This is a genomic window from Paenibacillus glycanilyticus (genome assembly GCF_051200795.1).
In the GTDB taxonomy this organism is placed as follows: Bacteria; Bacillota; Bacilli; order Paenibacillales; family Paenibacillaceae; genus Pristimantibacillus; species Pristimantibacillus glycanilyticus.
The window spans coordinates 3,839,505-3,865,474 of the sequence record NZ_CP195155.1 but is presented as its reverse complement, the minus strand read 5'-3'; the positions used below and the strand labels follow the sequence as shown (position 1 = coordinate 3,865,474).

Here is a 25,970-nt window from a genome sequence, read left to right as displayed (position 1 = left end):
CCTTAATGAAGAAAGAACGGATTCTTTTTCGCTATACTAGCATATTGAATGATTGATAGGAAGGCTGGAATTCGTTATAGTTGGTATTAGATGTTATTTCCAATATTAGGGAGGATGGCGTCGGTGAGCAAGCAGCAAACCATAGCTACGGATAAGTTTAATCCTCGCAGTTCTCTAATTGCCATAATCACAAGCGTGCAGGAAAGACTAAAGCAATTATATGCTTGGAGCGGGAATCAAAGGGATGAAGGGAAGAGATGGGAAGCGGACAATTTCTCTGAACGCAAAACAAATAGGGAATGCTCTTCATGCAGCGGTAGTCCGGCAATGATTGACATTGATCCCCGCCGCATGATTGCTTCGGAGCTGTCTCTTAAGCGCGGTGCCGTCCTATTATGGGCAGGCACAAAATGCGGACCCGTCGAAATGATAAAACAATTGTCCGAAGTGCTTGGCATCAGCTATGATCGTCCGTTGGCAGAGCAAGATCCTACCTTTATTGAGATTTTATTGTACGGTTATAAGGATGAGCTCCTAACTTATACGCACAAATCTAAACTCAAACAGGGCTTCTACAGAGGTTGCGTGAACGATGTAAAGTTTCTGAGAGACTCCGGTACAACAAGCAAAGGCAATTTAAAAGCTATTGATTATTTTTCAGGCCCGGTTCATTGCCCGGATTGCATCCAAAGCAGTCATTACGACAAGGAATGTTTGTCCGTTACGGTAGATGGACAGACGATTAATCAAGCTTCGAGATTGTCTATTCAAGAACTGCTGTTGTTTGTTCGTGATCTTATATCTGCCAGTAAGTCAACGGATACGCTTCCTGTCTTACTGGAGTTGGAAGAGCGCCTGTTGCATCTAAATAAAATTGGTTTAAGCTATTTGTCTCCCGTTTACCATGCCAGCCTGGAGGGATCTTGTTGAAAATCCAAGCCGTGTTTTTTGATTTGTTCGAGACTTTAATTACCGAGTTTGAGAACGGCGTACGGAAAGCGCCGCGTTCGAATCATTTTGTCGGACAGCTCGGGGTGGATACCCAGCTATTCGAGCAGGAGTGGAAAAAGAGGCAAGAGCAGAGGATGAACGGGACTTTCCCGGATTTCCCTTCCGTATTAAGAGATATTCTGAGTACGCTTGGACATGAAGCAACCGAAGAAATCATCGATCTCATTCATAATGAACGTATTGCTTCCAAGTCCGTCCCGTTCAACCGGATAGAGCCGGCTATTCTGGACATGCTTGGGCAGCTCCGCGCGTCGGGAATCAAGTTATGTCTCATAAGCAATTGCGCGCCGGAGGAGGTATCTTCCTGGGAAGCCAGCGGACTAGCTGCGTATTTTGACGATGCGATTTTCTCTTATGCGGTAAATACCGCCAAGCCTGAGCCCCGCATTTACCAGCTTGCTTGCGAACGGATCGGAGTGCCGCCGTCTGCCGCCTTATTTATTGGCGATGGAGGCTCTAATGAATTATCCGGCGCGTCAAGCTCCGGCCTGCAGGCTTACCATGCGACATGGTTTCTTCCCGAAGAAAGAGCGGGGAAATGGACGGACTTTCCAAAGCTCAGAACCCCGTCCCAACTAATCGAGCTCATCTCCCGATAGCAAACAAGACCATCCTGAAGCCAGGATGGTCTGTTTTTTTTGGTTAGATGAAAGAAATGGTGAAGGATAAGCTATAAGTCCGGTTAGCGAATAGCTTATAATCCGGATGAATAGGAGCCCCCCAGCTGTCATCGCCGCCAACGCCCATTTGCTTGTCGTTTACGCGTACGACGGTTTTGGACGAGACAGGCAGTTTGTACGGATGGTCGCTTGCTTCAAGCTCATCCGGCGTCCAAGGAAGGGCATTGATTTCCATAACCGCGGCGCTGTCAAAGCGAATACCGTTTCCATCGGCGCCGTTTGTAAGCTCTGCGTAACGGACATCGGTCTTATTGCCGCATTCCTGAGGACGCAGGTAAGGAACAAACTGGTCTTTAACCGAACCGCTGTATTGGCCTAATTTCGCGCCGGTTTTGCGATCCCAGTAACTATCCTGCGGCCCTAAGCCATACCAGGAGATCGTATCCAGACTGCCGTCAAGAACAAGCAGCATGCCGAATTCGGGTATTTCAGGCAGCTTGTCGCCGCCTGGCATCAACTGCTCGCGAATATCGATCGAGCCGTTTGCATGAACCGTATAGCTGATTGTAAGCAAAGACGCGGGATTTGTAGCCAGTTGATGCACCGTTGTGACATGGCAGCGGTCTTGAGCTGCGGTCCATGCAAACTGAATGAGCTGCTTGGTGCTTCCGGCATCCTTCCATACCAAGCAGCGCTCCGGCATTTTGTTTCCGAAGTCATTGTCGGTTGCCGCACGCCAGAAGTTAGGACGAATCGGTTCAAGCAAATTCTCTTTGTTTCCGGAGCGATAGGAGACGATATCGCCAGTCAGACGGCTAAAGGTAACCGATAATACGTTATTGCTGATTTGCAGCGACTCGGGTTCTTCGTTTAACCGCAGAGGAGCATGAACGGCATCGGTAACGTTGCTGTAAACCTCCGCCACGCGTGGCGATAGGATAAACTGCTCCCAAGCGATTTCATGGCCGGCTTCCGCCCATTTCGATTCCTCAGGAATAACGAAGGAAATGGTCAGAACCGCTTCTTGCTCGCAGAACGAAGGGCTGTACGGTACCGTTACTTCCGTAGTCTCGCCCGGTGCCAGCGACACCTTCAGTACATCCTTCTGAACGGTTTTTCCTTCATGTTGAATTTCCCATTTCAAGTCGTAAACATTAAGGTCCGTGAACAAGTTTTTATTCGTTACGCGAATCTTCTGAGCCGCAAGATTGATATCCGAAATCGAAATGTTCTGGTAGCATTTTTTCACTTCATGCAGCTTTGGAGTAACGGAACGGTCAGCAAACAGGAGGCCATTGCCGCTGAAGTTGCCGTCATGCGGTGATTCGCCGAAATCGCCGCCATAGGCCAGATATTCGACGCCGTCAGCCGTTTTGGTCCGGATCGCCTGATCTACCCAGTCCCATATAAATCCGCCCTGCAAAATCTCGTATTTGTCGAACAGCTCCGCGTATTTATGAAGCCCGCCGCAAGAGTTGCCCATCGCATGGGAGTATTCGCACAGGATATAAGGTTTTTTCGGATTATGAAGGGCATATTGCTCAACTTCGTTAGGACGAACATACATCGTGGATTCCATATCCGACGCAGCTTCGGAAGGGCGGTAATGGAACACGCCTTCGTAATGTACAAGCCTTGTAGGGTCGGCTTCCTTCAAATAATCATGCATAGCGATAAAGTTATCGCCGCCAAAGGATTCATTGCCAAGCGACCAGATGACAACCGAAGGATGATTTTTGTCCCGCTGGAACATCGAATTGCAGCGATCCAGCACGTTGGCTCTCCACTCCGGATGGCTTCCCGGAACCGTATGGGCAGGCAAATCCTGCTGACCGAAGGTCCAGGAACCGTGCGTTTCCAGATTCGTTTCATCAATGACGTATAAACCGTATTCGTCGCATAGCTCGTACCAGACCGATTGATTCGGGTAATGGGAGGTCCGGACCGCATTAATGTTATGGGTTTTCATAAGCTTAATATCCCGGATCATATCCTCTTTGGATAAAGCCCGGCCGGTATCGCAGGAAAATTCATGGCGGTTTGCGCCTTTGAAAATAATCCGTTTGCCGTTAATCCGCATCAATCCGTCCTTGAGCTCGAACGTCCGGAAGCCAACCTTGCTGCTATGCGTTTCGATTAGGCCGGCATCATTCTTGACCGTTAACACTAACGTATATAAATGAGGAGCCTCGGCGCTCCATTTGAGCGGGTTCTCCACATGGCCGGACAGCGACAGCCGATGCTCGCCGTCGCTTGCGAACGAATGGGTAGCTGCTACAGGTTCCGTCCATACAGCCTGTTGCTCAGCATCGTACAATTGGGCTTCAACGCGGATGCCGTCCGCTGCTTCGTTAAAGTAATTTTCGAGAGTTACGGTAACTTCCAATTCGGCATTCCGGTACTCCTCATCCAGGTGGGTACGCGCAAAGAAGTCCGAGATATTCACCTTTGGCTTCGAATACAAGTACACGTCGCGGAAAATACCGCTGAGGCGCCAGAAGTCCTGATCCTCCAGCCAGCTCGCATCGCACCAACGGTACACTTCTACGGCCAGCTTGTTCTCGCCGCTCGTTAAGTAAGGAGTAATATCAAATTCGGACGGGGTAAAGGTGTCTTCGCTATAGCCGACCAGCTCGCCGTTCACCCAGACGTAGAAGGCGGATTCAACGCCTTGGAAGCTCAAGTATACCGGTTGACCGTTCCAGGATTCCGGAACCTGAAAGCTTCGGATATAAGAACCAACCGGATTGTATTTGGTCGGGGCAAATGGCGGCTGCAATTCCGGCTCCGATTCGATCCATGGATAACGGATATTCGTATATTGCGGATAATCGAAGCCGTGGAACTGCCAATGGGAGGGAACGGGCATGTCGGTCCAAGAGCTGGCATCGTAATCCGATTGAAAGAAGTTCTGAATGCGCTTATCGGGCGTTTCGGCAAAGGCGAATTTCCAAACTCCGTTTAACGACAAATAACGTTCCGAAGCCGTTTTATCGCCAAGCAGAGCTTCTTCCACAGAGCTGTGCGACATCATGGAAGCGTGTGCAGGAATACGGTTGATTTGGAAGATTTCCGGGTTATTGTTCCATTCCGGATAGCCGTTTGCAGGCGGCTGATAATTAAGTTTGGCTCGCAAAATTCTCATCTCCTAAAAATTCAATGATAGTATATTCATAGTATAGTGAGGAATGTATACTTATAAAATATAAGGATTTTACATTCATCTCTTAAAATATGAAACGAGGTCTTCCTGATGGAGGGTAATTATTTCTTCTGCTCGCAGGATGAAACATCCGGCCTTCCGCTCTTTGCAACGACGGTTGGCTACTGGGAGCATCAAATGGAAACCGAACGCACCGAAGGCTTTCACGATTACTTGATGCATCAAGTATTGGAGGGCTTAGGAGAGGTCGTTGTGAACGGCAAGGCTTATAAAGTGGAAGCCGGCGATGTTTTTTTTCTCTATCCGGGCATACCTCATTCCTATAAGCCGCTGAATCAGAAATGGAAGGTATCGTGGGTATCGTTTAACGGCCGCGAAGCGGACCAGATGCTGTTGTTCGCCGGAATCAGCGAATCGGGAACAGGAAGACTGAAGACCAATGAGCTCATCAAGCCGTTGGAACAGATGTTGACTTTGGCCATGGACAATGATCAGGAGGCTGACCTCGAACGATCGAAGCTGTTATACGGCCTGTTAATCGATCTTAAATATCAATTGCTGTCTCCGTCCTATTCGGATCAAGAGTTCGACCGGGTGAAGCCCGTCCTTCATTATATAGAGAACAATCTGCAAAGACCGATGACGCTTACCGAGCTGGCGGAGGTGGCGACCGTTACCCCCCAATACTTATGCAGAATGTTTCAGCAGACGATGAATATCAGACCGATGGAATACATTAACCAGCAGCGCATTAAACGGAGCAAGCAGCTTATGTTCCAGCACCCGGCGATGAGAATGTACGAGATTGCGGGCAGGGTTGGTTTCGAGAGCTCGAGCTATTTCGGCGTCGTATTCCGCAAGCTGAACGGGATGAATCCCGAAGCGTTCAAGAGGCTGCACGGATTGGTTCCGTAATCGCATTGACGCTGGAGTTGAAACGGCTTAAAGTTGATCTTGCAAGGGCTTACACAATATGGGTTGTTGATAATGGAGGAATAGGAAATGTCGTATCCGAAGCTGTCCGAATCATTTGTGGTCCAACGCTTAGCCCCGCCAACCGGGAAAATCCATATCGTTCTCGATACGGATACGTATAACGAAATTGACGATCAATTCGCCGTAGCCTACTCTTTGCTGTCGAATGAGAGAATGGAAGTCGAGGCTTTATACGCCGCCCCGTTCTTCAACGAATTATCCAGCAGCCCGGGCGACGGCATGACAAAAAGCTTTAACGAGATTCTGAAAATACGAAAGCTGCTCAAGCGCGAGGACGTTCCGGCCTTTCGCGGCTCGGAGCAATACTTGCCCGGTGCCGAGCTGCCCGTTGAAAGTGATGCGGTCCGTGATCTGATTAAGAGGGCGATGCAGCGTGAAGCCGACAATCCGCTGTATGTGGTGGCTATTGGAGCGATAACGAACGTGGCAAGCGCCATTTTGACGGAACCTGGGATTATCGAAAAGATTGTAGTGGTGTGGCTTGGCGGCCATACATTGGAATGGGGAGATACAAGGGAGTTTAATTTGTCCCAGGACTTGCATGCCTCCAGAGTCATTATGGACAGCGGCGTGCCGCTTGTTCTAATTCCTTGCATGGGAGTTGCTTCGAATCTGAGGACTACGTTATCCGAAATTCGGGATTACGTGCAGCCGGAGGGGGAGCTGGGGCAATATTTGTACGAGACTTACCGGGATTGCGCGGATGATCATTATGCCTACTCCCGAGTTATCTGGGATATCTCTACGATAGCCTGGCTGAATAATCCGAAATGGGCACCATCGCAGCTGCTTCCTAGTCCGCGCATAGCGGAAGACTTCCGTTGGAGCTCAGACCCTTCAAGGCATCTCATCCGTTACGTGCGATATATTGACCGGGATGCGGTGTTTAAGGATTTGTTCCTGAAGATCAAACAATTCCGTTGAAATCTGATATCCCAGCAAAGGCGCTTTGCAAGCCGCAAAGCGCCTTATGAACGGACGGGGAAACCGTATGAGCGATGTGCTGAAAAGCGATCAGCATCTGGAGAGCGAACATTTTCTATTTCATATTGAACCTTATGAGCTCAAGCAGGGTACGATGATTCCGCTGCACCGCCATGAATTCGTCGAACTCGTCTTTATTAGACAAGGCTCGGGACATCACGAATACGAAGGACAAACATTCCCTATTGCGGCCGGAGATGTGTTCATCATCGAACCCGGCATGGATCATGCGTATACGGTCGATCAGAGCGAAGGGATGGAGGTTGTGAATGTCCTGTTCGTTCCGGCTCTTCTCGAACGGGAGCTGGCCGTATTATCGGGAGTCACTTCGTTTATCGACTTTTATTATATGGAGCCGTTTCTGCGGTCGGATGTATCCTTCCAAGCGAAGCTTACCTTGTCTCCCCGGCAAATGCTGGACATCCGAGGAATATTGGAGCAGCTGATGAAGGAGTATGGAAATAAGGAAAGCGGGTATCGTTTTCTAATCAAATCAAAGCTCATCGAGTTGTTTATCATCCTCAGCCGCATGTATGTCAATAACCGAAATCATTCCTTGCCTTCCATTCAGAACGACGGGGAAATGATCGCCCGCCTATGCGAATTTATTAAACGTCATCAATCCCATCCCTTGTCGCTGGAACAAATCAGCCAGATGGCGGGCATGAGCCAAAGCAAGTTTACCTTGCTGTTCCGCCAAATGACCGGAATGTCCTTCGTTGAATTTCGTAACGACCAGCGAATTCAGCTTGCCAAGCAATTATTGGCCGCTTCAAGCGACAAGATTGCCCGCATTGCGCTGGATATAGGGTACGAGGACTTGAGTCATTTCAATCATGTTTTCAAGAAGCTCACGGGAGAAACGCCAAGCCACTACAGAAAGCGGATGAAAGGACGCTCCGAATCAGGCGAGCCTAGGGAATAGTCCGCCTCTCAACACGTCACCCTTCCGGAAGCCAAGCCCGTCGGTACATACATGGTTCGCGCCGCTGTAAGTCGTGCCGTCCGGCATATAGACGATAGCAAGAGCGCGGCGGGGGTTATCGGTCTCGTTGGCATGGGCATAGTGAAAGGTGAGTCCGTCATGGAAGGAGCAGCTGCCGGCTTTCATCCGCACGACGGCTGCCGTATTGCGGTCCACATCCTTGGCGCCATCGTTGGAGAAGATATCTTCCGGATTAACAAGGTCGATCGATTTCAAGTTTTTGATTTGTTGCGATTTAGGCACCATCATCAAGCATCCGTTATGCTCGTCCACATCATCCAAGGCAATCCAGATGGACAAAGCGCCCGGCTCGTTCATCGGCCAGTAAGGCAAGTCCTGGTGCCAAGGCGTTGGCTTCGAATCCTGAGGCATCTTCAGCAAGGCATGATCGTGAAAGAGCCGCACGCCGCTTGCTCCGGATAACTGCCTGGCAGCGTCGGCCAACCGGCGGGACAACACAAACCGGGCCATTCCTCCGTGATCCCGCCACGTATTAACCCGTTGATTCAACACTTTGTAATAGAGATCCCCCGAAGCTGCCGTTTGCGTGGAGCGCCCGTTTTGCACCGCCATCGTCTCTTCCAGGTAGCCCCGCAGCTCCTCGACCTCCTCCGCAGACAACATGTCATCGATTTGAACAAATCCATTCTCCCTGTAATAGCGTACTTGCTCTTCGGTTAATACTTCCGTGCTGTCCAACATAAACGTTCACCCTTTCTGATTCTGTGATTTCATCCTTAGCATATAGGCTGGACGCCTGCTATTCTTGGTGAATCAACCGAAAAACAAGGGGAAATCGCCATAAGCGAAAATCAACTTTACCGGCAGCTGCGCCTGTACTCCACGGGGGTCATCCCGGTGACCAGCTTAAACTTTTTATAGAAATAGGATTCGCTTTCAAAGCCGCATGCCTGGCACACGGAGGCGATGGTATCGCCCGTCAGCATCAGCTTTTCTTTGGCTAACATGATTTTTTTGATCAGCATATATTCGCTTACGTTCATGCCGGTATGCTGTTTGAACACTCTGGAGAAATGGGCATACGTTACGGATGCTTTCGAGGATAGGTCGGCGAGACTCATCTCTTGCGATCCGATATGAGCATCAATATAATCGAGGATCACTCTGATCCAGGACGGCTCGGTGCTGGAGCTTCTCGTATGCTCGGTCTCCGTCAACGCCATCCGGTTCAACGCGATAAGGAAATCATAAAGCCTGACGGCAATAGCCGCCCGATAACTCGGAAGCCGGTTAAGCCATTCTTCATTCATGATGTCAATCAGGCCGGAAAAAGCCTGGCGCTCATCAAGGGATGTCTCGAGCTTATAGCTTTTGCTTTTCCGTGCTTGCTCGAAGCAGCGAAGCAGCGAATGGGATTCACCGAATTCCATGGGCTGAATGAAACGGGGCGCAAAGAAGATCGCGCTGGAGGTCACGGGCGAGAGCTCCTCCGGGAACGCGCGATGAACCGTATTGCCGGGAATAAGAAACACATCGCCGGGATTCATTTCGTAAAAGCTGTGATTGATGAAGAAGGTCCCTGCGCCGGAATACACAAAAACAATCTCGTACCAGTCATGCAGATGGTCGGGCAGCTCCCGCTGGGGCGATTTCGTATCCCGATAGACAAGGCTGAAAGGGAATTTATCCGTTTCCTCGAAGCGTTTGTGTATGGTTTGCATGACTTCGTCTTCCTTTCTGCCAGTAACTACTTCGATGATAGCAAATTTGAGCATAAAATAACAGGATTAGAGCGTTTTCATGTGTGATTATGCTGATGTAGAATGAAATTATATTCTTTTATAACAGGAGTGAGACTCTTTGAAATATAGAAAGCTTGGCAAGACCGGACTGCAAGTATCGGCACTTAGCTTTGGCGCTTCTTCGCTAGGCTCCGTGTTCCGCGAAACGGATGACAACGAAAGCATCCGCACGGTTCATGTGGCAATAGATGCCGGCATTAATCTGATCGACGTATCGCCTTATTACGGACTCAAGAAAGCGGAAACGGTGCTTGGTCAAGCATTGAAGAGCATTCCGCGCGACCGTTACTATCTGTCTACGAAAGCAGGCAGATACGGGGCGGATGCATTTGATTTCAGAGGAAAGACCATTGTCGCAAGCGTGGAGGAGAGCCTGCAGCGCCTGCATACCGATTATTTGGACATTCTGTTCCTTCATGACATTGAATTCGTAGAGCCGGCTATTATTTACGAAGAGGCGATCCCCGCCATTCAGCGGTTGAAAGCCGAAGGGAAAATCCGAAATACCGGCATTTGCGGGCTGCCGCTCAGCTTATTTGAAGAGTTCCTGCCTAACGCCGACATCGACGCCATCATCTCGTATTGCCATAACTCCTTGAATGACACAACGCTTGAAACGATTCTCCCTTTAATAGAGGAAAAGAGAATCGGACTCGTAAATGCATCGCCCCTATCGATGGGCTTGCTGGGAACGCGGGGTACGCCGGATTGGCATCCCGCCAGCCGGGAGGTTAAAGAGTTATGCAAGCGGGCAGCGGAGTATTGCGCCGCGCAAGGCGAGGATATTGCCAAGCTTGCGGTTCAATTTTCTACCATGAACGAGCGGATTCCAACAACGCTTGTCAGCACGGCTAATCCTTCAAACATTGCAAAGAACGCGATGTGGGTCGATGAGCCGGTCAATCTTGAGCTGCTTGGGGAAGTTAGGGAAATTCTAGCGCCTATTATGAACGAGACTTGGGCGAGCGGGATACCGTTTTACAATAAGAGATAGAGGAGACGTTGCATGATGAAGGGGATTGTATGCGAGCAAGTTGAGCAATTCAGGTATGCGGATCTCGAGGAGCCGGTGTTTACGGCTGGTGAAGCGATCGTATCGGTGAAACGGGTCGGCATCTGCGGAACGGATCTTCATGCTTATAAAGGAAATCAGCCGTTCTTCACTTATCCGCGTATACTCGGCCATGAGCTGTCGGGTATTATCGAACAAATCGGCGATAACGAGGAAGGCTTCAAAACCGGCGATCAGGTTGCCGTTATCCCTTATTTGAATTGCGGGAAATGCGTGGCATGCCGGCATGGAAAGACAAACTGCTGTACATCGATTCAAGTGCTGGGCGTCCATGCGGATGGAGGAATGCGCGAGAAAATTTCCGTACCGGTTACGCATCTGCTCAAAGCGGACGGCTTGAGCCTGGAGCAAGCGGCCGTCGTTGAACCGTTCAGCATCGGAGCGCATGCCGTACGGAGGTCGGGACTTGCGGCCGGCGATACGGTGCTTGTGATCGGAGCGGGGCCCATCGGCCTTGGCATCATGGCTCTCGCCAAGCATGCGGGCGCGAATGTTATCGCAATGGATGTGAATAACGAACGGCTGGACTTTTGCAAGCAGTGGGCAAAGGTTGATCATGCCGTTAATGCGCTGGATGATCCGTTCTCCCGGTTGGAGGCTTTGACGGGCGGCGATTACCCGACCATCGTATTTGATGCCACGGGAAACACCAATTCCATGTCGGCAGCGGTTCGTTACGCGGCGCATGGCGGGACGCTTGTGTACGTGGGATTAGTAAAAGGCCATATTTCCTTCGATGATTCCGAATTCCATAAACGGGAGCTGACCATTATGGGAAGCCGCAACGCAACGAAGGAAGATTGCCTCCATGTACTGGAGGTTATCCGTGCCGGAGGCATTGACGTTGACAGCTACGTGACTCATCTTGTGCCGTTTGACGAAATGGCGGATCATTTCGAATCCTGGCTGGATCCCGCTAACAAAGTGATTAAAGCGATGATAGAATGGCCTTAAGTTAAAGAAAAGGAGGCAGCGCATGAGAATAGATTCCCATCAGCATTTTTGGAGGTACAACGAGCGGGATTACGGCTGGATGTCCGCGCAGCACAAGTCGATTCAGGCTGACTTTCTGCCGGAGCATTTGAAGCCCTTGCTTTTGCAAAACGGATTTGACGGTTCCATTGCCGTTCAGGCCCGGCAGTCGCTTCAGGAAACGGAATGGCTCTTAGACTTGGCGGATCGTTATTCCGAGATAAAAGGCGTTGTAGGCTGGGTAGATTTATGCTCGCCGGAGATTGAGCGGCAGCTGGAGCAATATGGCAATCACCCTTTGCTTAAAGGGGTTCGCCATGTGGTGCATGACGAGCCGGATGACCGCTTTCTACTGAGGGAGGATTTCAGAAATGGCATAGCTTCTCTGGAAAAGTACGGTTTAACCTACGATTTGCTGTTGTTTCCCAAACATCTTTCTTATGCTGCCGAGCTTGTGGAAATGTTCCCTAATCAGCCTTTTGTCCTTGATCATATCGCGAAGCCGGATATTGCCAATAAAGGATTTGAGCCGTGGGCTCAGGATCTGGCAAGACTCGCGGCTTATCCGAATGTCTGCTGCAAGCTGTCCGGCATGGTCACGGAGGCGAAGTGGGGCAATTGGCAGGAGAAGGATTTCGCCATCTATCTGGATACCGTGTTTCAATGTTTCGGAATCGAGAGGCTGATGATTGGCTCGGATTGGCCGGTTTGTACGTTAAGCGGTGCCTACGAACAGACGATAAATATCGTAAGGCATTACCTGGAAGCTTTTACGGAAGAGGAACAATCCCTTGTTTTAGGCAGGAACTGCGTAAGATTTTATGGAATAAAGGAATAAATTCATAGATTACAACTTATATCCCCTACAAAAAGGAGCAAGGCTGCTATGAAGCTGCAATACAACCGTCCATCGGTCAGATGGACCGACGCGCTGCCAACCGGGAACGGACGTCTTGGAGCGATGATGTTTGGCGGATCGGAAATGGAACGCATCCAGTTAAACGAAGATACCCTCTGGTCCGGCGGCCCCCGCCAAGGAGATAATGACAACGCTGTCAAAGTGCTTCCCGAAGTCAGAAAATGGATCGAAGAGGGGCAATATGCGGCAGCCGACCGGTTATGCAAGCAGATGATGGGGCCATATACGCAATCCTACCTGCCTATGGCTGATCTCTATATAAAATTTCTGCACGGGAACACGATGAAAAATTACCGGAGAGCGCTCCATCTTGATGATGCAACCTCAACGGTTGAGTATCAAATCGGCAACGTGACTTATACGAGACGTTTATTCGTATCTTATCCCGATCAGGTTGTTGTGCTTCGTCTCGAAGCGAGTCAGCCGGGCAAGCTTAATTTCCTTGCCCGGCTTGAGAGCGCTCTGCGGTACGAGACGGCTTTTGACAAGGATAGCCTGATACTTCGGGGAGACGCGCCGGAACACGTGGATCCGAGTTACTATGACACGGATATGCCTGTTAAGTATGGAGAGCCCGGCAGCGCCAACGCGATGCGGTTCGAAGGCCGATTGGCAGCCCGGCTGGAAGAAGGACAAGCTTCTTACAGCCATGACGGGCTGCGCGTTACGGGCGCGACTTCCGTCACTCTTATTTTCAGCGCGGCAACCAGCTTTAATGGGTACGACCGTTCACCGGGAAGCGAAGGCAAGGACGAGTCGGCGGAAGCTTACGCTTACTTGGAGCAAGCGAAGAAGCTTTCCTATGAATCGCTCTTGCAAAGACATATTGAAGATCATAGGAAGCTGTTTAATCGCGTGGAGCTGAGTCTTGGCGAGTCGATTGCGCCGCCTGATTATCCGACAGACGCGCGAATTCGGGATTACGGGGCAAGCGATCCGGGGCTTGTGGAGCTGCTTTATCATTACGGCCGTTATCTGATGATCGGAAGCTCCCGCAAAGGAACGCAGCCCGCGAATCTGCAAGGCATCTGGAACGAAGAGACAAGAGCGCCCTGGAGCGGCAATTATACGCTTAACATAAATGCGGAGATGAACTACTGGCCTGCGGAAACCTGTAATTTGGCCGATTGCCATACGCCGCTGCTGGATTTCATCGGGAATTTGTCCAAGAACGGCCGGAAGACCGCTTCAACGAATTACGGCGCCGCGGGCTGGACCGCGCATCATAACAGCGATATCTGGTGCCATTCTGCGCCGGCTGGCGATTACGGTCACGGGGATCCCGGCTGGGCGTTCTGGCCGATGGGCGGCGTATGGCTCTGCCAGCATTTATGGGAGCATTACGCATTTGGATTAGACGAGGCGTTCCTACGGGATAAGGCTTACCCGGTCATGAAAGAGGCGGCCTTATTCTGCCTGGACTGGCTGCATGAAGACAAGGACGGCCGGTTGATTACGTCGCCATCGACCTCCCCGGAGCATAAATTCCGTACGGCAGAAGGCCTGGCTGCGGTTAGCGCCGCGTCTACCATGGATTTGTCGCTTATCTGGGACTTGTTCACGAATCTGATTGAGGCTTCAACGATTCTTGGCGTTGATGAACCATTCAGAGAGCGGCTCGCGGACACGCGCAGCCGGCTTCATCCGCTGCAAATCGGCGAGAATGGAAGACTTCAGGAATGGTCGAAGGATTTCGAAGACGAGGATCAATTCCACCGTCATGTCTCTCATTTGTTCGGCGTCTATCCCGGTCGCCAACTGACATGGGGAGAGACTCCGGAGCTTATGGCAGCTGCCCAGCGTTCTCTCGAAATCCGCGGAGACGGCGGTACGGGCTGGAGTCTAGGCTGGAAGGTTGGATTATGGGCTCGCTTTGGCAACGGCAACCGGGCATTAGGGCTGCTGTCGAATCTATTGACTCTAGTAGAGGAAGGCAACACGAATTATCATCATGGCGGCGTATACGGCAATCTGTTTGATGCCCATCCGCCATTCCAGATTGACGGCAACTTCGCTGCGACTTCCGGAATCGCCGAGCTGCTTGTGCAATCCCATCAAGGCTACCTGGAGCTGCTGCCATCCTTACCGGATGCCTGGCCGCAAGGTTATGTGAGGGGATTGCGGGCGAGAGGCCATTTCGACGTATCGCTCCAATGGGAGCAAGGGGCTGTTACAACCGCGGAGATCGTTTCCAACTCGGGCGGAATGTGCCGGATCCGGTCGGCTGCAGCGCTTCGCGTGGAATCGGATGGTATTGCGATTGCAGCAGCATTGGATGAGCAAGGCTTATTGTCATTCGAGACGGTTGCAGGCGGAAGGTACCAATTAATCAAGGCATAGTGAGGTTAATATAAAGGAGTTTTCTCCTTCAATAACGAATATACTTTTGGTCATTGAAAGTAATTGAAAGCGAAGGAGATTAACGATCATGTTAGATCAGACAGCAGTCAGCCAGATTAAATCAGCGCTTAGAAAAAGCATCGATAACAACGAGGTAGCCGGCGCCAGCTTTATGGTGATTAAAGACGGCGAAGAAATTTTTTATCATGAAGACGGACTAGCCGACCGCGAAGCGGGACGCCCGGTAGAGCGTAATACAATCTTCCGCTTATATTCGATGACCAAGCCCGTTACGGCAACGGCCGTTATGATTCTGATGGAGCGCGGAGAAATTGACTTGTTTGATCCGGTCAGCCAATACCTGCCGGGCTTCGAAAATCAACAGGCCGAGGTTAACGGCGAGCTTGTGCCCGTGGAACGGGAAATGAATATTCATGACCTGCTTGATATGACTTGCGGCCTGGTATACGGCGGAACTCATGCGGCAGGACAAGCTACGGAGGCTTTGTTCAGAGAGATTGACGAACGCCTGTTAGGAGAATCTCCGATGGGCACCGTGGAAGCCATGAACAAGCTGGGCAAAGGCCCGCTTGCTTTCCAGCCGGGAACCTCCTGGACTTATGGCACATCGGCCGATGTGCTCGGCGCAATCGTCGAAGTGGTAAGCGGCATGCGCTTTGGCGAGTTTTTGCGGAAGGAGATTTTTGGCCCGCTTGGCATGAAGGATACGGGCTTCTGGCTGCCGGAAGAGAAGAGAGGGCGTCTCGTCAAAACGTACGCAAGCGAGCAAAACGGAATGAGTCTCTTTACGGGCAATCATCTGGGCATTATTCATCAAATGGACCGTGAACCGGCTTTCGAATCCGGAGGCGCGGGACTTGTCTCCACGATTGACGACGCGGCGAAATTTACGACCATGCTTCTGAACCAAGGAAGCCTGGATGGCGTACGCATTTTGCGTCCAAGAACGGTTCAATATTTAACGTCGGGAACGTTAAATGCCCGCCAGCAGCCTGCCTTTGACGCCTGGCATACGTTGACCGGTCACAGCTACGGAAACTTGATGCGCGTCGTGACGGACACAAAGACTGCGGGAATTCTGGCAAGCCCGGGAGAATACGGCTGGGATGGCTGGTTAGGCGCATACTTCGGCAACTTCCCTCAAGAGGGTGTGACGATTCTGCTTATGATCCAGAAGAAGGATGCGGGCACGACGCCGCTGACACGGAAGCTCCGCAATATCGTGATGAGCACCTTATAAGGAAACGCTGCTGCGCAATTGGCGCAGCAGCGTTTTTTTAGTATCCCGGCAGGTTCTCCGGATAGGTCCGGTTCATATAGTCCACATACGATTGGGCAAATATCAAATCCTGCAGCGCTTCCATAGCCGTGCAAGGCGCCGGCCGATCGCCGCGGACGGCGGCAAGGAAATAACGTGCCTGATTGCGCATCGCGGAGACGTTCGGCAGAATGGGCTCGTAAGTAAGAGCTTCGTCGGCGGAAGCGTTGTCTTTCTTGATCGTTACTCTTCCCGCGCGTTGGCGTGCCAGCGGGGCAGGCAGATCAATGCGGACATAGCCTTGTCGAAAACCTACCAGAATTTGTTCTTCCCACTCGTGGGAGGTGTGGTAAGGAGCCATCTCCAAGGTAATCGTAACGCCGCTGTCGCTCTCGCCGCTTAGCATAATACCGCGGCGGTCGCCGAAGGTAAGCTTGTAATTCTCTCCAAGCAGATGGCGGAACATATTCACCTGATGGATGTAATAATTGACGAAGCTGTCCAGCATTTGCGTCATTTTGTCCGTATATCCATCGGGACCTTGTTCCAGCAGGAGCGTGGGATAAGGCTCATCGCTGCCAATCGGCTGGTCTGCTCCGCCAACCCAATCTCCCGGCGGCATCGTAATCCGGATATATTGCAGTTCGCCATAGCTGCCGGATGCTTTCCATTCTTCAATAACGCGCTTGGCGTATTCTACCGCCGGATCCGAACGTTTGTGGTAACCAATCATATGAAGCGTGCCGCTTTCTTCGCCTATCCGTACCATTTTGCAGCCTTCCCGCACCGTTAGAGACAGAGGCTTTTCCGTCAAAACCGGAATGCCAGCCCGCAAAATATCCGGAATAACATTCGCATGGTTACGGAAGGGCTGAGGCGCAACAATGGCGTCAACCGATGCATGTTCCAGCAGCTCAAGATGGCTGCCGTAAACCTCCGATACGCCATAACGGTCGGCTACGAGCCGGGCCATCTGCTGCCGCGGCTCCGCCAAGGCAACCACCTCGCATTCCTCCTTCAGCACGGCGTAATTAGACAAATGCGCCATTTGCCCCATTCCGCCTACGCCTACAAAACCGATACGCAGCTTTGTGCTCATCGTAATCGCTCCTTTGCCGGTCCGATATTTTCGAATAAATAAAGCCCGTCCTTGCCTGGCGCGACAATGTCCGGATAACCGTTGCCCGTCAGGTCTTGAAGCCAGAAATAAATGCCCGTGCCGGAAGCTTCACCTGCAGGTCCATAATCGATAACATGCTTGTCGAATCGTCCGTTATTAATGGTGTAGTAATAAATGCCAATCGGATCATGCGCTCCCGGATCGCCGTCGTTATGGGCACGGTAACGTTTGCCTGTAACAAGCTCAAGCTTGCCGTCGAGATCAAGATCAACCAGCCAAAGATCATGGAACTGGGAAGCGGTGCCGTCAATCGTATGGCGGATCCAGCTGCGGGAGCCGTCTTCCGTCCGGCGCTGCTCATACCAGTGGAGTCCGTAATCATGCGCTTGACCTACAATCAGGTCGACGAGACCGTCGCCGTTCACATCATGGCCGATGACCGGCACGCTGGCTGAGCCAAGCGACCATTCGGCATGGAATACCCAAGGCGTCCGATACGGATCTTCCGGCTGCTCCAGCCAGCCTCCGCTTAGGACTAGATCAACGCGGCCGTCCCTGTTAATATCGACAAAACCCATGCCATGCCCGCTTGGAGCATCTCCGATTATTATTTTTCGGAATTGGCCGGTCCCTTTGCCATCGGCGTCGCGCAACAACTTATAGAAAGCTTGAGGTTCGTTTGGGGTATTGGGGAAAATTTCGGGCACGCCGCAGCCGTCGATATCGTAAAATCGGATCGTCTCTATATTGCCGCATCGGTCAATGTCGGTTGTTTTCCAATCTTCTCCTGTAGTACCGGGATTGCGGCGCCATCTTAACGTTTCGGTAAACCAGGAGCCCGTGATGATATCAGTCGAGCCGTCACCGTCTACATCCATGGGGAAGTCGGAGAAATCATCGTGATATTCGCCGATTTCCGCTACCTCGCAGATCCGGTGTCTGCGGTTAAATCCCGGTCCTTCATACCAGTAAGCCCCGCTAATAATGTCGGGCACACCGTCGTTGTTTACGTCAAATACGGCGCATGCCTCGAATTTATCATCCGAGAGCTTTCGTTTCTTAAACCCCAGCATGAGGATACCTCCTAATAATAGCTATTGCTTATTGCAAATAGAGTGGAGAAACGATTATATTTCAATTAATCGCGATTAACTAGAAAATAACGGAAATTTAGCCTCTTCTCAATGAGCGATCTTGCGAAACGGGCTATTCATTCTTGCGAATAGGAGGGAAAAGGATGGGAGTGTCTTCGCGAGTTCTAAGTCCGGCTTCACTGATCGGAGGCAGCGAATTCGATTGCCATGAAGCAAGTCCCTTTCAGCATCCTCTTCACCGGCATGAGTCATTCAGCGAGCTGCTATGGGTTGAAGAAGGCAGAGGGACATTTGTTATCGACGGCAGGTCGTACGAGGTTGGGCCGGGAACCGTACTGCTGTACCAGCGTGGGATATGGCATGAAGAATGGTCAACGCAGTATCCCTTCAGAGCTACTTATTTTGCTTTTAAAGGTCTGCAGGCGAAGGGATGCCCTCAAGATTACTTCCTCGAATCGGATCAGACGCCTGTCATACAACTAGGGGGGGAAATGGAGGAGTTCGCAAGGCTGGTGCGGGAATGCCTGGCCGAGCTGCATTCCGGGTTAGCGGAATCCAGGGCGGCAGCCAACCATTTGTTTGGACTAATGCTTGTGCGGCTGGCGCGCCAAATACCGGGTGAATCAACGGAACGAAGGCTCGTCAAGCCTGCGGAAGCGGCTGTCCTAAAGGCCCGAAGCTACATCGAGGAAAACTATCAGCAGCCTATCACGCTGGAACAGCTTGCTAAAGTCACCTTCGTCAGCAAGTACTATTTGTCTCATTTGTTTCACCGGGAAGTGGGGATGTCCGTCATCCAATTCCTGATCCGGTGCCGGATGGAAGCTGCAAAGCGCTACTTGATCATGACCGGGCGGCCGGTGAAGGAAATAGGAGAATTGGTAGGTTATCAGAGCGAGCCGACGTTCCATAACCTTTTCAAGAAGGTAACCGGTCTTACGCCGGGGCAATTCCGAGAGTCGGCAAGGGATTAATAAAAAATTATTTGATGCAGTTAACTAAAGTTAATTGGCTCTGAAAATGATATTTGCTAAGCTTGTCCTGCTCATTCAGTTAGAGGAGGACGAAGATCGTGTTTCGTAAATTAAGCTGCATGCTGTTGCTTATCGCAATAGCTTTCGTATTTTTGCCGACTGGAGGTGAAAAAACAGCATTTGCCGCTGTGTCGGTTGAAGAGCTGCCATCGTCCTTTATCCCGCCGGAGACGCTTTCCGGAGCTATGGCTAGCGCGGTTGGGGGAAATAAAATCCTCTTAACCGGGGGACAAAACGCAAGAAACAATTCTTTTTCGAAGAATTCGTACGTCTTCGATACGGTTACTCAAACCTGGTCTTCCAATGCGCCTTCTTTGCCGGTGGCTTATCACGCGCAATCCATGCTGCCAAGCGGCAGCGTGCTTGCCATTGGAGGGAATGCGTTCATGAATAATGTGGGCTACGTCTACAACAATGCTGTCCGCATTTATAATCCTTCCGCAAACGCTTGGACCAATGCGGCGAATTTCCCGCATACGGTGCTGGGACATTCCCAGAGCACGCTGCTTGACGGCCGCGTGTTGGCCGTAGGCGGAGCAAACGAGATTTATTCCCCAAGCTTGGGCTCCACCTTGTACAACAACGCGTACATCTATAATCCCGCTGCGGATCGTTGGGATGAGGCTGCCCCGCTGCCTATCGGTATTTACGGAGCAGCTCAGAGCACGTTGAAGGATGGACGCGTGTTGCTTACCGGCGGTCTTAGCGGTTATGTCTATTCCTTTGACTCCTATATCTATGATCCCGCAGCAAACACTTGGACCAGAGCTGCTCAGATGCCTTATGACGCCGGGGATATTTTTTTCAGGCATTCGCAAGTGACTCTCGATAACGGGAAAGTATTAGTTATGGGCAATAGAACTTTTGCGCTGTACGACCCTTCCACAAATACTTGGAAATCGGATGTCCCGAATCCGGATCAATTGGAAAATGCCAGTCTAGTGGCGGTTGGATCGGACGTATACGTCGTTGGGGGATACAATGATTCAACCTATGATTTGAATACAAAACTGTATAAGCTGACCTTCGATTTTAACCCGCCGTCCGCCCCAACCATAACGGGAGTCGGCAGCGCATGGAGCGCTTCCGATGTGGACGTGTCTATCGTGCCGGGAACGGATGCGGAAACGGGAGTTACCCGGACGGAGTACAGTTTGTCCGGCGCGACTTCCGTAAGCTGGACCCCGTATAACGGTTCCGATCCGGTAAGAATTTCAAATTCGGGACAAACAACGATATCCGCGCGAACGATAGATAATGGCGGGAATATAAGCGCTGTAACAACCGCGGTTGTCAAGATTGACCGGACGCCGCCGACAACGCCAACGATCAGCCTGTCGCAAGCGGGCTGGAGCTCAACTTCGGTATCCGCCTGGTTCTCGTCATCCTCGGATCCGGGAGGTTCGGGTGTAGACCGGATCGAATACAGCCTCTCCGGAGCCGTTACCCAAGCTTGGAAAACCTATAGCGCGGGGTTCTCGATTCTCGCGCAAGGGCAGACGACGGTCCACGTGAGGGCTATTGATCAAGTCGGCAATATAAGCGGCGAAGGGACTGCCGTTATTAGGATTGATATGGCGCCGCCAGCAGCCCCTTCAATAACCCCGGCATCGGGAGCATGGAGCAGTACGGATGTTACGGTAGCTATCCTGGACGGTACGGATACGGGAGGTTCCGGCGTTAACCGGACCGAATACAGGCTGACAGGCGCCTCTAACCTGAATTGGACGACCTATACTAGTCCGATCTTAATCGGGACGAGCGGTCAGACCACCGTTGAAGCAAGAACCATTGATAATGCCGGTAATATCGGAACGAGCAACACGGTAACCGTAAAGGTGGATAAAACCCAGCCAACGGCACCCGTCGTAACGCCGGATACGGCTAACTGGACAAATGCCGCGTCCGTTCAGGTTGCTGTCGCCGGAGGGGCGGATACAGGCTCCGGCGTCAACAGGACCGAGTATAGTCTTAGCGGTGCAACGACGCTCGGGTGGACGGCCTATTCCGGAAAGGTAACGATCAGTGCGGAAGGACAGACCACGCTAAGCGCCAGAACGGTGGATAACGCTAATAACATCAGTTCGATCTCGACAACGGTTGTAAAAATTGACCGAACCAAACCTGCTTCTCCGATTATAACGCCTTCTAACGGCACATGGTCCGCTTTGAGCGTAACGTTTACCGTTACAGCCGGAACGGATAACGGCGGTTCGGGAGCTGCACGAACCGAATTCAGCCTTAGCGGAGCAACAATTGTGGATTGGGCTACCTACCCGGGTACCGTGTTAATCAGCGCGGAAGGCCAGACAACCATTCACGCCAGAACCGTTGATCAGGCGGGTAATATAAGCACCGAACGAACGACGGTCGTATCCATAGACAAGACAAAACCAACCGCTCCGCTCATTACGGCTTCGGCATCGGATTGGAGCTCGTCCAATGTATCGGTAACGGTTGCCTCCGGAACCGATGCGGGAGGATCAGGCGTGAACAAAACGGAATACAAGCTGTCCGGTGCAACAACCAAAGACTGGACAACGTATACCGGTGTTCTATCGATAAGCGCGGAAGGCCAGACAACGGTTGAAGCAAGAACAACCGATAATGCCGGCAATACGAGTATAGCGGTTCCGGTTACGGTCAAGGTCGACAAAACAAAACCCGCGGCGCCAAACGTTGCGCCGGATGTGACAGGCTGGACGAATGCCGCTTCCGTTAAAGTTACCGTAACGGCAGGAGCGGATAGCGGCTCAGGAATCGGGCGCACGGAGTATAGTTTAACCGGTGCCGCTACGCTTGCCTGGACGACGTATACAGGCCAGATATCCATCGCTGCCGAAGGCCAGACAACGATAAGTGCAAGAACGATAGACTTAGCAGGCAATATTAGTCCCGTATCGACAGGAACCGTGAAGCTGGACCGGACTCCGCCCGCAGCTCCGGCAATAAGCCCCGCAGGCGGAAGCTGGTCGGGAGCTAACGTTACCGTAACGCTAACTGCCGGTGCGGATAGCGCCTCTTCGGTCGACCGCGTTGAGTATAAGCTGTCCGGTGCAACCACGTTGGGCTGGACTTCTTATTCGGCACCGATTCACCTTACGGTCGAAGGCCAAACGACGGTTACGGCAAGGACGGTAGACAAGGCAGGGAACATTAGCGAAGAATCCGAGGAATCGCTAGGGCTTGATTTTACGCCGCCTGGTGAAACGCTGCTGTCACCCGACGTATCCGGTTGGAATGCCGGAGATCGTGTAACGGTAACCGCAACAGCGGGAACCGATAACGGAGGATCCGGTGTGAAAGAAGTGGAGTATAGCCTGTCCGGTGCTGCCAATTCGGATTGGAAGCCTTACACGGGCCCCATTATCGTAACCGTGGAAGGTCAAACCGAGGTGTTTGCAAGAACGATAGATAAAGCAGGCAACAAAGGAACAGCTTCCAAAGCGACCGTTCAGATTGACCGAACCGCTCCGGAGCATCCTCAAATAGAGGTTTCCGCCGACAAGTGGACGAACTCGGGCGTTGACGTTACGATCACGCCGGGGACAGATTCTTTATCCGGCACAAGCATTACCGAGTATAGCTTGACTGGAGCAGTTGATGCGGATTGGAAACCTTATAACGGAAAATTTACCGTGACGGCCGAAGGCCGGACAACGATTCACGCGAGAACGGTGGATCAGGCAGGAAATATAAGCGACATTGCTGACACAAGCGTATTTTTGGATAAAACAGCCCCAACCGCGCCGGGCATAGTCATTGATAAATCCGGTTGGGTTTCGGCGGATAAGGTGATGGTCTCGATCTTGCCCGGCGAAGACCAAGGAGGATCGGGAGTAAACCGAACGGAGTACCGTTTATCCGGAGCAGCGACAAAGGATTGGACGGTCTATTCCGAAACGGTTGGCATTGATGCCGAGGGCATTACGACGATCAGCGCAAGGACTATTGACCAAGCAGGGAATGTCGGAGAGGTTCGGGAAGGAAAGGTACAAATCGATCGATCGTTACCCGATGCTCCGGCGGTTGTTCCCGATACGGAGGAATGGACATCGGCAAACGCCGTGAAGGTAACCATTACGGCAGGCTCCGATCGCGGTGAATCCGGCCTTGACCGTACCGAATACCGCATTACGGGTGCCGGAGCGAAGGATTGGACGAGCTATGAAGGAGAGCTGTCGGTTACGGCGGAAGGAGAGAGCACGATCAGTGCGAGGTCGATCGACAAAGCGGGTAATAGCAGCCCAGTCGCGGCAGCGACAGTTCGCATTGACCGGACTCCGCCGGTATTGCCTGTCGTATTGACGCCGGAGAACAATGAGGTTACGAGCGATAACAAACCGGTAATTTCAGGCACTGCCGAAGCAAACTCCGAAGTTTCAATTAAAATCGATGATCAAGCGCTGCCGGCCGTCATTACCGACGGTGAAGGGAAATGGAAGGCCCAGCCGGTGTCCTCGTTAGCGGATGGTACTCATCATATGCGGATTACAATCCGGGATTCCGTGGGCAATGCCTCCGCAGATTCCGTTGAACTGGTGTTTATTATTGATTCTACCGCGCCTGCAGCCCCGATTATTGAAGCCCCGGCAAACGGTGCTATTTCGGGCAGCAGCAAGCCAGTGCTTAAAGGACAAGCAGAGGCGGGCTCGAAGGTTACGATTTATATGGACGATACGGCTGTGACAACGATTAAAACCAACGAAAACGGCAATTGGAATTACCCGATAACCGAGTCGCTCAAGGATGGGGTTCATATCGCGAAAGCCGTTGCCGAGGACTCCTCAGGCAATGTCAGCGAGGACTCAATTTCCGTTTCTTGGACGGTAGACACCAAGGCACCGGAAGCACCGGTTATTGTTGAGCCGAAGGATGGAGCCGTTACGAAGGTGAACAAAACGACCATTTCGGGTACGGCGGAAGCGGACGCGGCCATTACTATTTATATAGATAGCCATAAAGCTGCTGAAGGAAAAGCCAACGAATCTGGCGCATGGTCGATTACTCTTGCGGAGGAATTGCCCGACGGCGAGCATTCGATTTCTGCCATGGCTTCGGATGAAGCAGGCAATAAGGGGCCTCAATCGGATGAAGTAGCATTTACGATAGATACAATCGCTCCCGAATGGGCTGACGTAGCGGCTCCAATCGAAGGTGCGCTGCTCAATACGGACAAACCTCTCATTCGGGGGGATGCGGAGGCAGGAGCATGGATTCTTTTAACGCTGGACGGAGCTGCAATGGAGCCTTTCCGAGTTAATGAAGAAGGTGAATGGTCCTTTGTTTCTTCGGATGGTTTAAGTGACGGCAGCCATCAGGTAAAGGTCAAAGTGGCCGATGCCGCAGGCAATGCGAAGGAAGAGGCCGTACAGCTGAATTTTGTCATTGATACGACTGCCCCATCGGTTCCGCTTTTCAATAAGCCGGATGAAGGTTCAAAGACAAACCAGACAAAACCCGAAATTGCCGGAACAGCGGAAAAGCACGCTGAGATTACGATTCAGCTGGATGGCGAGACCGTTGGTAATGCGAAAGCCGGCGATGACGGCAGGTGGAGCTTTGTACCAAGCCAGGCTCTCGCAATTGGAGCGCATATCGTTCAAGCTAAAGCAAAGGATGCTGCCGGCAATGAAAGCGGCTTAACTCCCGAATATCGCTTTGAGATTGTATCCAGCAATGCGAATTTAAGCACGCTTAAGCTTAGCGATATCCAATTGAACGAGCCGTTCAAGGACTCAACGTTGAATTATACGGCGGGAGTTACGTATTCGGTATCGAAAACGAAAGTGACGGCTGTCCCAAGCGATGCGAATGCTAAAGCCGACATTTTGGATGAAAAAGGAGAGCCGATGGGCGAATTCATTGATTTGGCAGTTGGCACTCAAACCATTACGGTTCGCGTTACCGCTCAGGATGGGACAACAGTACAGGCATATACCGTAAAAATTACAAGATACAATCCGGTCAATCCGCCTCAGGTGGAGCCGGAAGAGCCCGGCAAGCTTGAGCTTGTCGCATGTAAGCCGGCATCTGACGGCACCTCCCGATTCGGCGATATGTCCGGACATTGGGCGGAAACGACGGTAAAGGATGCATACGGCTGCGGAATCGTTCATGGCTTTAACGATGGTACGTTCCGGCCAGAAGGACAAGTCACGCGGGCGGAATTCGTCACCATGCTTATGAATGCGGTGATTGATCAATCCGGGTCTGCAGCACCGGAATTAGTCTTTTCGGATAAAAACGGAATTCCGGCTTGGGCAGCCGAAGCTATAGCCAGAGCAAAAGAGTTCGGAATCGTGAATGGTTATGCGGATGGCTCGTTCCGGCCAAACGACCAGGTTACCCGGGCAGAGCTTGTGACTATGCTGGCCAAAGCGGCGGGGATTAAGCCGCTGGCACCTGAGAAGGTGAAGGCTTTGTTCTCCGACGCCTCGGATATTCCGACGTGGTCTGCCGGCTATGTAGCCGCATTGCAGCAAGCAGGTATATTGCAAGGAAGAGGAGACGGCAAGTTCGTGCCGTCAGGTCAAGCTACACGAGCGGAGGCAGCAGTGCTGCTGCTGCGGATGATCGAATACTATCAAAATTAAAAGCGAGTGGAGCGAAAAACCA

17 protein-coding genes are annotated in these 25,970 nt (G+C 51.6%); 12 read left to right on the top strand and 5 right to left on the bottom strand.

From position 1 onward, the window contains the following. Positions 1 to 123 precede the first annotated feature (123 nt). Together ACR9FF_RS17810 and ACR9FF_RS17805 are read left to right on the top strand one after the other, a co-directional pair. A complete protein-coding gene (locus ACR9FF_RS17810) occupies positions 124 to 930 on the top strand; it encodes a hypothetical protein (protein ID WP_435163402.1) in 807 nt (268 codons plus the stop codon). Beyond that, positions 927 to 1,610, top strand: coding sequence for an HAD family hydrolase (locus ACR9FF_RS17805; RefSeq protein WP_164775468.1), 684 nt, complete (start codon positions 927 to 929; stop codon positions 1,608 to 1,610). Before ACR9FF_RS17810 ends, ACR9FF_RS17805 begins: the two co-directional genes overlap by 4 nt. Before the next feature lie 43 nt (positions 1,611 to 1,653). Here the strand turns inward: ACR9FF_RS17805 and ACR9FF_RS17800 are convergent, their stop codons facing one another. Then, positions 1,654 to 4,767 carry a glycoside hydrolase family 2 TIM barrel-domain containing protein gene (locus ACR9FF_RS17800; protein ID WP_435163399.1) on the bottom strand — a complete coding sequence of 1,038 codons (3,114 nt, stop codon included), beginning with the start codon at positions 4,765 to 4,767 and terminating at the stop codon, positions 1,654 to 1,656. A gap of 117 nt (positions 4,768 to 4,884) precedes the next feature. Here ACR9FF_RS17800 and ACR9FF_RS17795 point away from each other — a divergent pair, with 117 nt between their 5' ends. From ACR9FF_RS17795 to ACR9FF_RS17785, 3 genes are all read left to right on the top strand, one after another. Then, positions 4,885 to 5,709, top strand: a complete 825-nt coding sequence (locus ACR9FF_RS17795) for an AraC family transcriptional regulator (RefSeq protein ID WP_435163397.1) — start codon at positions 4,885 to 4,887, stop codon at positions 5,707 to 5,709. 87 nt (positions 5,710 to 5,796) lie between these two features. Next, positions 5,797 to 6,714 (top strand): nucleoside hydrolase, encoded by a 918-nt coding sequence (locus ACR9FF_RS17790; protein WP_435163395.1) that lies wholly within the window; start codon positions 5,797 to 5,799, stop codon positions 6,712 to 6,714. Positions 6,715 to 6,781: 67 nt separating this feature from the next. Next, positions 6,782 to 7,699 carry a helix-turn-helix domain-containing protein gene (locus tag ACR9FF_RS17785; RefSeq protein WP_435163393.1) on the top strand — a complete coding sequence of 306 codons (918 nt, stop codon included), beginning with the start codon at positions 6,782 to 6,784 and terminating at the stop codon, positions 7,697 to 7,699. Here ACR9FF_RS17785 and ACR9FF_RS17780 read toward each other — a convergent pair. Together ACR9FF_RS17780 and ACR9FF_RS17775 are read right to left on the bottom strand one after the other, a co-directional pair. Continuing rightward, positions 7,679 to 8,461 (bottom strand): phytanoyl-CoA dioxygenase family protein, encoded by a 783-nt coding sequence (locus ACR9FF_RS17780; RefSeq protein WP_435163391.1) that lies wholly within the window; start codon positions 8,459 to 8,461, stop codon positions 7,679 to 7,681. The genes ACR9FF_RS17785 and ACR9FF_RS17780 overlap by 21 nt on opposite strands. A gap of 116 nt (positions 8,462 to 8,577) precedes the next feature. Further along, positions 8,578 to 9,441, bottom strand: coding sequence for a helix-turn-helix domain-containing protein (locus ACR9FF_RS17775; RefSeq protein WP_435163389.1), 864 nt, complete (start codon positions 9,439 to 9,441; stop codon positions 8,578 to 8,580). A 139-nt stretch (positions 9,442 to 9,580) separates the two neighbouring features. Between ACR9FF_RS17775 and ACR9FF_RS17770 the strand changes: the two genes are divergently transcribed. From ACR9FF_RS17770 to ACR9FF_RS17750, 5 genes are all read left to right on the top strand, one after another. Then, positions 9,581 to 10,516 (top strand): aldo/keto reductase, encoded by a 936-nt coding sequence (locus tag ACR9FF_RS17770; RefSeq protein ID WP_435163387.1) that lies wholly within the window; start codon positions 9,581 to 9,583, stop codon positions 10,514 to 10,516. A gap of 15 nt (positions 10,517 to 10,531) precedes the next feature. Beyond that, on the top strand, positions 10,532 to 11,548 hold the full coding sequence (locus ACR9FF_RS17765) for a zinc-binding alcohol dehydrogenase family protein (protein ID WP_435172153.1): 1,017 nt from the start codon (positions 10,532 to 10,534) through the stop codon (positions 11,546 to 11,548). Between the two features lie 22 nt (positions 11,549 to 11,570). Beyond that, positions 11,571 to 12,404: an amidohydrolase family protein gene (locus tag ACR9FF_RS17760; protein ID WP_435163385.1), complete on the top strand. Its 834-nt coding sequence runs from the start codon at positions 11,571 to 11,573 to the stop codon at positions 12,402 to 12,404. A 48-nt stretch (positions 12,405 to 12,452) separates the two neighbouring features. Next, a complete protein-coding gene (locus ACR9FF_RS17755) occupies positions 12,453 to 14,825 on the top strand; it encodes a glycoside hydrolase family 95 protein (protein WP_435163383.1) in 2,373 nt (790 codons plus the stop codon). A gap of 88 nt (positions 14,826 to 14,913) precedes the next feature. Beyond that, entirely contained in the window at positions 14,914 to 16,086 is a 1,173-nt protein-coding gene (locus tag ACR9FF_RS17750; protein WP_435163381.1) for a serine hydrolase domain-containing protein, read from the top strand. A gap of 37 nt (positions 16,087 to 16,123) precedes the next feature. Here ACR9FF_RS17750 and ACR9FF_RS17745 read toward each other — a convergent pair whose 3' ends face one another. Beyond that, positions 16,124 to 17,203 (bottom strand): Gfo/Idh/MocA family protein, encoded by a 1,080-nt coding sequence (locus tag ACR9FF_RS17745; protein ID WP_435163379.1) that lies wholly within the window; start codon positions 17,201 to 17,203, stop codon positions 16,124 to 16,126. Beyond that, positions 17,200 to 18,297: an FG-GAP repeat domain-containing protein gene (locus ACR9FF_RS17740; RefSeq protein WP_435163377.1), complete on the bottom strand. Its 1,098-nt coding sequence runs from the start codon at positions 18,295 to 18,297 to the stop codon at positions 17,200 to 17,202. Before ACR9FF_RS17740 ends, ACR9FF_RS17745 begins: the two co-directional genes overlap by 4 nt. 164 nt (positions 18,298 to 18,461) lie before the next feature. Between ACR9FF_RS17740 and ACR9FF_RS17735 the strand changes: the two genes are divergently transcribed. Further along, on the top strand, positions 18,462 to 19,292 hold the full coding sequence (locus ACR9FF_RS17735; protein ID WP_435163375.1) for a helix-turn-helix domain-containing protein: 831 nt from the start codon (positions 18,462 to 18,464) through the stop codon (positions 19,290 to 19,292). 98 nt (positions 19,293 to 19,390) lie between these two features. Further along, positions 19,391 to 25,948, top strand: a complete 6,558-nt coding sequence (locus ACR9FF_RS17730; RefSeq protein ID WP_435163373.1) for an OmpL47-type beta-barrel domain-containing protein — start codon at positions 19,391 to 19,393, stop codon at positions 25,946 to 25,948. The last annotated feature ends 22 nt before the right edge of the window (positions 25,949 to 25,970 follow it).